General features: G+C 45.3%; 9 protein-coding genes and 1 pseudogene. 4 read left to right on the top strand and 6 right to left on the bottom strand.

Going from position 1 to position 11,067, the window contains the following annotated elements; genetic code table 11:
* The 3 genes and pseudogenes from DPF93_RS11580 to DPF93_RS11570 all read right to left on the bottom strand — a co-directional run.
* Positions 1-160 (bottom strand): annotated as a pseudogene (locus DPF93_RS11580) (IS3 family transposase); the annotation flags it as partial.
* Between the two features lie 148 nt (positions 161-308).
* Complete coding sequence (locus tag DPF93_RS11575) at positions 309-686, bottom strand: transporter (protein ID WP_114766318.1); 378 nt, start codon at positions 684-686, stop codon at positions 309-311.
* A gap of 229 nt (positions 687-915) precedes the next feature.
* On the bottom strand, positions 916-3,261 hold the full coding sequence (locus DPF93_RS11570) for a helicase-related protein (protein WP_114766317.1): 2,346 nt from the start codon (positions 3,259-3,261) through the stop codon (positions 916-918).
* A gap of 228 nt (positions 3,262-3,489) precedes the next feature.
* On the opposite strand from DPF93_RS11570, the gene DPF93_RS11565 reads away from it, so the two are divergent.
* The 3 genes from DPF93_RS11565 to DPF93_RS11555 are packed head-to-tail and all read left to right on the top strand — an operon-like array spanning position 3,490 to position 6,298.
* Positions 3,490-5,178, top strand: coding sequence for an NAD-dependent malic enzyme (locus tag DPF93_RS11565; RefSeq protein WP_114766316.1), 1,689 nt, complete (start codon positions 3,490-3,492; stop codon positions 5,176-5,178).
* Positions 5,179-5,234: 56 nt separating this feature from the next.
* Positions 5,235-5,558, top strand: a complete 324-nt coding sequence (locus DPF93_RS11560; RefSeq protein WP_114766315.1) for a DUF3392 domain-containing protein — start codon at positions 5,235-5,237, stop codon at positions 5,556-5,558.
* Positions 5,558-6,298: a SanA/YdcF family protein gene (locus DPF93_RS11555; RefSeq protein ID WP_425275305.1), complete on the top strand. Its 741-nt coding sequence runs from the start codon at positions 5,558-5,560 to the stop codon at positions 6,296-6,298. Before DPF93_RS11560 ends, DPF93_RS11555 begins: the two co-directional genes overlap by 1 nt.
* Positions 6,299-6,409: 111 nt before the next feature.
* Here the strand turns inward: DPF93_RS11555 and DPF93_RS11550 are convergent, their stop codons facing one another.
* Positions 6,410-7,723 carry a GGDEF domain-containing protein gene (locus tag DPF93_RS11550; RefSeq protein WP_208638785.1) on the bottom strand — a complete coding sequence of 438 codons (1,314 nt, stop codon included), beginning with the start codon at positions 7,721-7,723 and terminating at the stop codon, positions 6,410-6,412.
* A 234-nt stretch (positions 7,724-7,957) separates the two neighbouring features.
* Between DPF93_RS11550 and DPF93_RS11545 the strand changes: the two genes are divergently transcribed.
* Positions 7,958-8,782 carry a DUF2797 domain-containing protein gene (locus DPF93_RS11545; RefSeq protein WP_114766314.1) on the top strand — a complete coding sequence of 275 codons (825 nt, stop codon included), beginning with the start codon at positions 7,958-7,960 and terminating at the stop codon, positions 8,780-8,782.
* 82 nt (positions 8,783-8,864) lie between these two features.
* Here the strand turns inward: DPF93_RS11545 and DPF93_RS11540 are convergent, their stop codons facing one another.
* Together DPF93_RS11540 and DPF93_RS11535 are read right to left on the bottom strand one after the other, a co-directional pair.
* Positions 8,865-10,106, bottom strand: a complete 1,242-nt coding sequence (locus DPF93_RS11540) for a cysteine desulfurase-like protein (RefSeq protein WP_114766313.1) — start codon at positions 10,104-10,106, stop codon at positions 8,865-8,867.
* Positions 10,090-10,746 (bottom strand): 2OG-Fe dioxygenase family protein, encoded by a 657-nt coding sequence (locus DPF93_RS11535; protein WP_164675356.1) that lies wholly within the window; start codon positions 10,744-10,746, stop codon positions 10,090-10,092. The genes DPF93_RS11540 and DPF93_RS11535 overlap by 17 nt, the downstream gene beginning before the upstream one ends.
* Positions 10,747-11,067 lie beyond the last annotated feature (321 nt).

The raw sequence follows: 11,067 nt of genomic DNA, 5'->3' as shown, positions 1-11,067 counted from the left end.
CGTGTTTTCGGAGCCACACTAATACTGTAGAACAACCTTGTATGCCGTACTTCTCTTGAGCCTGTTTATAAGTCAGTTCACCTCTTTCAACTTGGTCAACGACATCCAATTTAAAAGCGAGTGAATAGTCACGTTGGGTTCGTCTAGCTGCTGATTTCATAACACTCTCCAATTTTCTGATTGGGTTGTGTCAACCTTATTTAGGACGGGTCAACAGATAGAAAAAAAGCCAGCTTTTCAGCTGGCTTTATTTTTGGATAAATTTTAGCGAGTCAATATTTTAAGGTTGAGTATTCAAACTTAAAACACTAAAAGGTCACCATCAATTCATCCTGCTCCAAATTCGTGATATTCACTTTTAATCGTTGTTGGATTCGTTCTAATTGGTCTTGGTCAAGCTCATAGGGCATAACCAAACGCAACTCATGAATACCTTCCGACTTTGCGAGCTCAAGTAGTGTGTGAATATTTGACTCATCACTGCGGCTGGCAGAAAGAGACTTCATCGCTTGATTTTTTAACCGCTCTTCTGGAGTCCACGACTGCTTAATCGTGTCTTTCCAAGCAATACTGAAAACAGGTGAAATCGTGCTTATCGCCTCAAGAAACGTCCATTTCTTGCTGTAAGCCTCACCTAAGAATGAGGTATAGTCAAAAACCACACTTGCCTTGCCTTGATGTTCCATATCATCTCCCGTAGATCAGGCAACAAGTGATTTTAATATCTGTCAAGATGCGTAATAGATCAATAGGATATAGAACATTGGTCTGTTATGCCCCTCAATGCTATTAAAATGGCATATAAAAACCAATAAACTAACAATCAGGGTACATATTTTTTATATAGCCAATCAGTTGCTTAATAATTACATTACCAAAATAAATCATTAGTATCTGTAATTGACACGATAGAAATCACTTTACATCTACGATTCGACTGGCTTTTTTGTATTGGATCTTCCAACCATTCCAACGCGGCAATTCCCAGCGCTTTGGATCACCTTTACGCAAACCATCGCGATAAACCACATGAATCAGTTTTCTACTTGGGTAATATTCAACATCCAAGTTAAGGTCGCCAAGCAACAAGGTGAATGGATGCAATTCGGCAAATTCTTGATATTGCCAATAAGGAATGCCTTCAAAGGGAAAATCCTCGGCACTAAACAGATCCAGCTCATCAACATCATCAAGCTCTAGCAATTCCAACTGCTGATTGAACCAAATATCAAAGGTCACATCATGATGATCCGTTGTCTCCGCTAGCCCTAAATCAACATAGATACGCCAATGGTCAATTTCTTGCTTTCGTTGCAGGTAAAGCCCGGCGAGCTTTTCTCCCTGCTTAACCGCTTCTAGCATAGGTTGTAATGCTAACGCGCCCTGCGCCGCTTGTTTTTCTGTGGCGATAACTCGCCCAGCGTACACCAGCTGCATTTCTACAAAGGTCCCCGTCTCATCAGCTACGGTGTCACCTTGTTGCCACTCACCAACCGGGATTTGTGGCAACATGCGCAGCTCTAGCGGCATGGTCTGGGTGGCAAGAGTTAGCGTCTGCTTAACACCTCGCCCCGGAATGCTGTGAGTATCAAGAACCAGCGCCGCTTCTACACCATTTGGTAAACGCGAGTCGCGTCCTAGCACCACTTCCATCATCCCATTTGCCAAAGCTTCTTTGCGTTTTGCGCGGCGCACAAAAACTAATTCTGGGTGCAGACGAGCCATCGCCTCTAGCCACTGCTGATGATCATAACGCGAGGCGACTTCGAGCATAGGCAATTCAAATAGCTCTCGCATTTGCTCAGACAGCCCTCTAGCTTCAGCTAAAGCCTCCTGATCAACGCTGATCGCCGGATAGTGCTTACCGCGCAAAATTCCAACCGCCAATTGACCATCACAGCCCTTACTCTCCTCTTTTGCCTGTGCCTCTAGCTGCTCTTCATCACCCTTCACCTGATAAAGTCGTGCCGGTGTTGCCAACACTGCCGTATAGTCAATCATGACCTCTTTCAGTGCTCGAGTAGGCATACGCGTAACTAAGTCTGCTAATAGGGCATCAATTGGCAACGGATAAATTTTACGTCCGTGCTCAGTCGCTAGACCGCTTGGCTCAATCGCCGCCATGTCGAGAAGAATTTGTTTGGCTTGAGCAAGGGACTTTTCCGGTAACAGGTCAAGAAAATCCAGCTCGCTCAACGCCTCATTGCAACTTGCAGAAGCAAGCATGGCTTCGATTAATGACTCGCGAAACATCTCTGGAGGGGTAACGGCGCTTAGAGCTGCATGCTCACCATATAAACGCACACATTGACCATCCATTACCCGCCCCGCTCGCCCTGCTCTTTGCTTGGAGCTAGCTTGCGAAATGTGCTTTAAGCTCAAAGTAGTGCGACCGTTACGCTGCTCCGTGCGGCGCTCTAACCCCGAGTCAATCACCAGCGCTATATTGGCAATGGTCAGTGAGGTTTCAGCAACGTTAGTCGCCAACACCACTTTGGTTTGTGTTTGCGGGTTAAGTGCGATTTCACGCTGCTTGTCGGATACCGAAGCGTGCAGCGGCGCGACAATCACGCCATCAATTCCCGCCAGCATTTGCGCGCACTGAGTAATTTCTTTGCGCCCCGGAAGAAACACCAAAATATCGCCACACACCGACTCTAATGCTTGCAGAACTTCAAGTTTAACTCGCTGCTCAAGATTGCGGATATCTGGTAGTTGGCGGCTGTCTGTCGCCACATGCCCTATGGCGACTTGGTAATTCCGCCCCGATGCCTCAAGGCGCTTAGCTTGAATATAATTGGCAAGCTTTTCACCCTCAATGGTGGCAGATGTTAACACCAAGCGGTGCTTTTGATGATGCTTAAACAGCGCGACGAGTAAGTCAGTATCCCAACGGCGCTCATGAAACTCGTCAACAATCACGATCTCAAAATCCGCCAACTGGTTTTCTGCATACCAGCGTAGTGCGACCCCGGGAGTGACAAACACCACTTTTGAATGCTCACTAAAGCGAGTTTCTAACTTAATCGCATAGCCAATCGACTCACCGATGGCTTCACTACATTGCTGCGCCAAAAATTGCGCCAGAGAAGTACATGCAATACGACGCGGCTCAATCACTAAGACACGCCCTTTTTCACTTGCCCACAGCGGCAAACGTGTTGACTTACCGGAGCCAGTTTCTGCTTCGACAACAAGATGTTGAGTAGTGAGAGAGTCAAGAAAAGTCTCTTTGAGAGAGTCAATGGGTAGCACTGTCATAACGGCGTGATTTTTATGAATTTAATGGCGATTATAGCAGTAAGCGAATTAAGATCTCACTCTTGATTACGTGCCTTGTGACTAGACCAATCCCAGTTTACAATACGCTGTTATATCAGTGGCATTCTGCACTGGTGTATGACTGAACAGTTCTTTGCCAGCACTTAAAATATTTTAGCGCTGGCTGCTTCTGCTTAACCATGTTTCGTTCTCGACTATAGGTTTTCAATGAATAACGACAAACGTCCACTCTATATCCCGTTTGCGGGTCCTGCTCTTTTAAGTACACCTCTTCTCAACAAAGGCAGTGCATTCTCTGCCGAAGAACGTATTTCATTTAACCTCGAAGGCTTGCTTCCAGAAACCACTGAGACTATCCAAGAGCAAGTAGAGCGTGCTTATCAGCAATATCGCAGCTTTGAAAGCGACATGGATAAACACATCTACCTACGTAATATTCAAGATACCAACGAAACACTGTTCTACCGTCTTGTTCAGAACCATATTTCAGAGATGATGCCAATCATCTACACGCCGACAGTTGGCGCTGCATGTGAAAATTTCTCAAACATCTACCGTCGTGGACGCGGTCTGTTTGTTTCCTATGCTAACCGTGAGCGTATGGACGATATCCTTAACAATGCCTCAAATCATAACGTGAAAGTTATTGTTGTGACCGATGGTGAGCGTATTCTAGGTCTGGGCGACCAAGGTATCGGTGGTATGGGTATCCCAATCGGTAAGCTGGCACTTTACACCGCTTGTGGCGGTATCAGCCCTGCGTACACGCTACCAATCGTTTTGGATGTTGGTACCAACAACCCACAACGCTTAGCCGATCCTATGTATATGGGTTGGCGTCACCCGCGTATTACCGGTCCTGACTACGATGCGTTTGTTGAAGAATTTATCCAATCAGTACAACGCCGCTGGCCTGATGCGCTAATCCAATTTGAAGACTTTGCACAAAAGAATGCGATGCCGCTACTTGAACGTTACAAAAATCGTATTTGTTGCTTTAACGATGATATTCAAGGTACCGCCGCTGTTACTGTTGGCTCGCTACTGGCGGCTTGTCAGGCTGCGGGAAGCAAACTGTCTGAACAACGTATCACTTTCCTTGGCGCAGGTTCGGCAGGTTGTGGTATTGCTGAAGCAATTATTGCGCAAATGGTATCTGAAGGGATCAGCGACCAACAAGCACGCTCACAAGTTTACATGGTCGATCGCTGGGGTCTGCTGCAAGAAGGTATGCCAAACCTACTCGACTTCCAACAAAAGCTAGTGCAAAGAGCAGAAAACACAGCCGAGTGGCCAAACGAAGGCAACGCGTTCTCACTATTGGATGTGATGACCAACGCTAAGCCAACCGTGCTTATTGGCGTTTCTGGCGCGCCGGGTCTATTTAGCAAAGAAGTGATTAAGGAGATGCACAAACATTGTGAGCGTCCAATCATCTTCCCACTGTCAAACCCAACTAGCCGCGTCGAAGCAACACCAAACGACCTTATTCGTTGGACCAACGGTGAAGCTTTAGTGGCAACCGGTAGCCCATTTGATCCTGTGGTACATGATGGTAAAACTTACCCGATTGCTCAATGTAACAACAGCTACATCTTCCCTGGTATAGGTTTAGGTGTATTGGCAGTCTCTGCGCGTCGCGTAACCGATGAGATGCTACAAGAGTCGAGCCGTGCGCTAGCAACGTGTTCACCGCTGGCAATTAATGGTCAAGGTGCCCTACTACCGCCTCTAGAAGCGATTCATACTGTATCGAAAAAGATCGCTTTTGCGGTAGGTAAAAAAGCGATTGAGCAAGGCGTAGCGCAAGAAATCACCGATGAAGCACTAGAAGAAGCGATCGAAGCCTACTTCTGGCAGCCAGTTTATCGCCGTTACAAGCGTACTGCTTTCTAAGGTAGCGTTAACTCAACAAAAGCCCCAATAAATGGGGCTTTTTCATTGGAGAGATCATGTTTGAGTATTTAGATCCTGCCGGCGGTTACATTGCCCCATATTTAAGTGAAATATCGACCGCATTAATTGCCTGTGCACTGGTTATGTTTGGTGGCGAAATCAATACTAGTCTTAGAAGGTTGTTAAGGGCGCAAAACTTTGTAGTGAGAACTTGCGTATTCATATTGATAAATGCGTTTGGATACGGCTTAATTATCGTAAAAGCAACCCCTTACCTGACTCGGACACTGAGTCAATTGCCTTATGGCATGATGTTTTCAATCGTTGTGATGAGCTTTGTAGCTATTGGTTTATGGGCTCAAAGGAATAGACAGATTTAGTGCGTAATATTTTCCAACACCAATCATCAAATAAATACTCAAACCTCGTATTCAAAATCGGCAAGGTGCTGCTATTGTGCGCATTGCTAATGGCTGCCGCTCTATTTGCCATTGACCGCTGGGTAAGCGCTCAAACACAAAAGCAGCTGTATTTCTCCGTCGATGAAGTTAAGCCACATAATGTTGCGGTTGTGCTCGGTACCAGTAAATATCTTGGCAAAGTGCTTAACGAATATTATGTGCACCGAATTGATGCGGCGATAGAGCTTTATCAAAACAATAAAGTAACGAACTTTTTGCTCAGTGGCGACAACGCCCATCGCTCTTACAATGAACCTTGGACGATGAAACGCGACCTACTGCGCGCCGAGATCCCCGATGAGCGTATCTACCTCGACTATGCAGGATTTCGTACTTTGGACTCAGTTGTGAGAGCGAAAGAGATCTTCGATACTGACAATTTCTTGATTATCTCGCAGAAGTTTCACTGTGAACGGGCTCTGTTTATCGCTAACTTCCACAATATTCAGGCTAACTGTCTTGCCGTTTCCGGTCCGACCAAACACTCTGGCTACAAAGTAAGACTACGCGAAGTGTTTGCCAGAGCCAAAGCCGTGCTCGACCTATATATCACCCAAGCTAAACCAAAATTTCTCGGTCCCAAAGAGCCGATCGTCAACAGTGATGATGAGTTAGAAGCTGAAGAGACGCCAGTAAATGAAGAAAAGCTGAGTGAGTAAGGATCGACTCGCTTAATGTTCGGTTGAGCGAGTCGTTAGCACACAAACTCTCATGAGCGATTGCAATGCGCAATGTCAGCAAGCGGTATCCTTAAACAAGACTGCAAAACACTATGCTTCTAAACCGCTCACTTCTACTCGGTTACGTCCACCGCGCTTAGCTTTATATAGCAATTCATCAGCACGAGTCACCATATCTTGTGGTGTCTCATCACCCATTTGAGCGACGCCTAAACTCGCGGTTAACACCTCGCCATGCATCCACTGATATAGCTCGATTTTCTGACGTAAGCGCTCCGCTAACATGTACGCTTGCTTGAGTGAGGTTGATTGGCAGAACACCACAAACTCTTCACCACCCCAGCGAACTAAACGATCGGTGGCGCGTAATTCCGACATCACCACCATGGTAAATTCACGCAAAATGTCATCGCCAACCTTGTGACCAAAACGATCATTAACATGCTTAAAGTGGTCAATATCGAGGTAAATTACTGAAAGCGGGTCAGTTGGTTTGACATAACTATTAAACTGTTTCTCAAGCCATTCCCGCACCGAATGGCGGTTCATTGCGCCAGTTAATGCGTCTCGATGGGCTTGCTCCGCAAACTGGATATTTTGCTTTTTAAGCTTATGGTTCAATTCTTGTAGATAGGCGCGGCGGCTTTCCGACTGCATGACTTTAAGACGACCATTACGGATCTCCATTGCACTAAAGGTAATGGCAAACCCAACCCAAATCATCAAAAGAAGCAGCATCAAGGTCTCTTTGTGGATGTAATAACCAATAAACTCGATGCTATTAATATTTAATTGATACAGACCTTCTTCTGCGCCCGAGCCCGTCGCAAATTCAATTCGAGTAACATTATTAAACTCCGGTCCTGAATGCTCAATTGGGATCTGATTATCGACCAACCACCAAGTAAGAACCTGAAGGTTTTTCAAAGGAATAGTAAGCGGCTGACTATAATCCGCCTGACGATAATCTAAGCCATTGTATTTGTGAGTATATTCATTGTCGGTAGCTGAATAGGCAGGATTGTAGTTGCGTAGATAGAAACGTAACGCGGGTTTCTTATCGCTATCTAAACGAATAAAGTCGACATCAAGTTTGACGGTATGAAAATCCGACAAGTCGAGCCCACGCTCTACCGCGTCTTTGTTCAGTTGAATTGAGATGCCACAATATGGCCATTTATAGTCAGGGCTTTTTTTCAACTCACAGTTAAGTTGGATTGCTTCGCCATTTTGCTCCAGCACGCTGGTTGACGCGCCTTTTTGAATCTGATCATTGGTCGGCAAAAAAGCAAAATCGTTCGGACTAACGCGGTAGCTTTTCTGCTCACCAAATTGCCAATGCAGCGTGATAATAAAGACTGTAAATACAAACAAAGCGAAAATCAGCTTATGAATTCCGTTCACTCAACATCTCACTCAAACAGGAAGTTAATGTAAGGATTATTATTTTTGAGAATGAATCTACGCACTTTTCTACTAGTTGCACAGCAAAACATAATTTGCAGAGAGAAATTTCAGACTCAAGTCATATTCGATCGCTCGCAAAGCTGTGATTTCCAGTCAGCGAGCGATGTACTTCTAGCGAAATGCGACACAAAGTTTGCTAAGCTAGTCTCAAAATAATACCAGAGCAAAGTCATGTCGTTAAATATCACTGGAACATTGCGCAAAATGCGCGCGGATTTAGAAGATACTGTCCACTATCAACTGCCAGTAGGTGATCAGTTGGTCGATCTCAAGCCGTTTATTGGTCAAAACATTACCCTCTCTCACACCGGTAATATTTTTTGCCAGTCATGTGGCAAGAAGACCAAGAAAAGCTATTCACAAGGTCACTGCTTTGTTTGCATGAAAAAACTCGCTAGCTGCGATATGTGTATCATGAAGCCAGAAACCTGCCACTATGAACAAGGCACATGTCGTGAGCCGCAGTGGGGCGAACAAAACTGCATGGTCGATCACTTTGTCTACCTCTCCAATACGTCAAGTTTGAAAGTGGGCATTACTCGCCATACGCAAATTCCAACCCGCTGGATAGATCAAGGTGCCACACAAGGCTTGCCTATTTTTAAGGTTAAGACACGTCATATTTCAGGGCTAATTGAAATTGAGTTAGCCAAGCACATTGCCGATAAAACCAACTGGCGCACTTTACTAAAAGAAGATGGTCAACCGTTACCTCTAGAAGAAAAATTCGCGCAGTTGTTGCCACTCGTGAGTGATAAAATTGCTGAAATTAAACAGCAATATGGCGATGATTCAATAGAAGTGTTAAGTGAAGCGATCACAGCAATTGCTTATCCGGTACTTGAGCATCCAAAGAAAATCACATCACACAACTTCGATAAGAACCCGGTTGTTAGCGGTGTTTTACAAGGTATTAAAGGGCAATACCTGATCTTTGATACTGGAGTGATTAATATCCGCAAATTCACCTCTTACGAAGTGACGGTTAGCGATTAGCTATTAAATAGTTAGCGCCATCCACAAATAAACAAAGCCACCCGAACGGTGGCTTTGTTGTGTAATAAACGATGCGTTGGGCTTAACGCTCTAACAGCTCCGTTAATGCCTCAAACAAACGGTCAATCTCTTGCTTAGTGTTGTAATGCATCATCCCAATACGCACCACACCATCTTCAAGCCCAAGTTGGCGCACCAAACCTAACGCATAAAAGTGACCAGCGCCTAAACAAATATTTAGCTCCCCCAGCGCCTTTGCCACCTCTGTAGGGGTCAATCGCTCAAAGGTCAACGCAAATGTTGGCGTTCTTGCGCTGCTGTCAGCATAGTCGCGCCCGTATAACTTCGCCTGTGGCAATGAGCCAAGCTTAGCTAAAAAATAGGCACTCAATTGCGATTCATGTTGATTATAGATAGCAAAGCTTTGTTCCAATCTGGTTCGCAAGCTCTCTCCGCCTTCACCCCATTGAGCCAAATAATCAATCGTAGCGACCAATCCGGCTAATGCTTCAAAGCTTTGCGTGCCAGTTTCAAATCGAGCCGGACCAAGTTCAGGCGCTGGTTCGACTTTATATGGCTGCAGCGTTTGCACCCATTTAGGATGCATATAGGCAATGCCGATGTGAGGACCGAAAAATTTATAGGCAGAACAAACCAGAAAATCGCAGTCGAGTGCTTGCACATCGATTAAATGGTGCGGCGCGTAGTGAACTGCATCTATATAGACTCGCGCTCCCACTTGCTTCGCCGCTTCAATCACTGGGGCGACATCGACTATCGAGCCGGTGGTATTAGAAGCTAAAGTTAAGGCGATTAGGCGCGTCTTTGTTGAAACGAGCGATAACAGATGCTCGACATCTAAGCTACCATCTTGCTCGTTGATCTGTGCAACTTTAACGCTGGCTTGCTTATCGTGCGCAGCCTGCTGCCAACTGCTGACATTGGCATAATGATCCAATGCCGTGACAATCACCTCATCGCCCGCTTGCCAATCACGGCTAATTGCTCGGCTTAGTGAGAATGTTAGCGTTGTCATGTTAGCGCCAAAGATGATTGAGTCGCTGGTTGGCGCATTAAGTAGTGACTGACACGCCTGACGAGCCTGAGTAACCAGATCAGTGGTCACTTGGCTTGAGAAATACGGCGCACCAAGGTTTGAGTTATAGTGGCTAAGATAACTCACCATGGCTTCAAGTACTGATTCCGGTACTTGTGAGCCGCCAGGACCATCAAAAAACGTCACCGGCAAATCATTATAGCTTTGATGCAAAGCATTAAACTGGGCGCGCACTTTCTCTAAGGTGAATTCAGGAGTTAAGTTCATTAGAACCATCCTTAGCGGTTAAGACAAACAAGTCCATAAAGCCTTGTTGCCCACCGTCAACAGCGCGGATAGGACGAGCATTGTGCCAAAGCTCTCGGTCAGCAAGCATTGCCACTTCACCATTTTGCAGTACCTTGCGGAAAAATGGTGCTTCGGTACTCTCGCTATAGAGCATTATCTCACCACCTACGATGTTGTGACGACCAATGCCAATTAACGCGATATGATCAAAGCCATCTTGGTGGACACCTTCAGGTGCGACTTGGGTTTCGTCATACACAGCGGCAATACGAATTTGGTGAATTTCAATCTCTTGTCCATTCGGCAAACCGTTTTTGCTCACAAATAACTGGCATAGCTCACGCATCCCTTCGCCATACAAGGTGGCATCAAGCAGTGGCTCAAATTGGCGCACAACATTACCTTGAAAGCGATTAATTTCGTCTGACTGTACAAAGTCGTTTTTGTTAGTCGCAACAACCTGATTATCGACAAACTTGATCACTGAATAGCGGCGCAGTCGATATTGCCCATCGGCGTGATCGGTTTGTGGTAATTGTTCAAATGAGGGCGAAAGTTGATTGATTGCTTTACCACTGAGGCTAGTGATCTGTAATGTATTTTCGTGACCATGTAACATCATCGACTCCTTAATGATTGTACAATAGCGCAGTTAGGTTAACATTTCCTTTACATTCACTTTCTCGCAATTATATTGGAATTTCAAGACATTTTAGTAATTAGTTCTAATTAAAACTCAAATTTGGAGGATAATATCAATAGTAGGAGTAATTATAGGGATTAAGACCAGTTCAGCTTATGCATAGGTCAAAAAACCAGAATTGCTGACTAGTCGCTGAGAAAACCATCGAATAAAGCGCGTTTTTAAGTACAAAATGCTGACTTTTAGCCGCTTGTTTGCATCAAGAGTGGCTAGTGTCAACCACCCGCCTGGACAGCA

It is taken from the genome of Vibrio rhodolitus, from assembly GCF_003350325.1.
In the GTDB taxonomy this organism is placed as follows: Bacteria; Pseudomonadota; Gammaproteobacteria; order Enterobacterales; family Vibrionaceae; genus Vibrio; species Vibrio rhodolitus.
This window is presented reverse-complemented; position numbering and strand designations above follow the sequence as displayed.

What these genes read in the sequence shown, in the direction of transcription:
- DPF93_RS11565 (WP_114766316.1), top strand. Translation starts at nt 3,490, where the DNA reads ATGAATAACGACAAACGTCCACTCTATATCCCGTTTGCGGGTCCTGCT.
- DPF93_RS11575 (WP_114766318.1), bottom strand. Translation starts at nt 686, where the DNA reads ATGGAACATCAAGGCAAGGCAAGTGTGGTTTTTGACTATACCTCATTC.
- DPF93_RS11535 (WP_164675356.1), bottom strand. Translation starts at nt 10,746, where the DNA reads ATGTTACATGGTCACGAAAATACATTACAGATCACTAGCCTCAGTGGT.
- DPF93_RS11540 (WP_114766313.1), bottom strand. Translation starts at nt 10,106, where the DNA reads ATGAACTTAACTCCTGAATTCACCTTAGAGAAAGTGCGCGCCCAGTTT.
- DPF93_RS11570 (WP_114766317.1), bottom strand. Translation starts at nt 3,261, where the DNA reads ATGACAGTGCTACCCATTGACTCTCTCAAAGAGACTTTTCTTGACTCT.
- DPF93_RS11545 (WP_114766314.1), top strand. Translation starts at nt 7,958, where the DNA reads ATGTCGTTAAATATCACTGGAACATTGCGCAAAATGCGCGCGGATTTA.
- DPF93_RS11560 (WP_114766315.1), top strand. Translation starts at nt 5,235, where the DNA reads ATGTTTGAGTATTTAGATCCTGCCGGCGGTTACATTGCCCCATATTTA.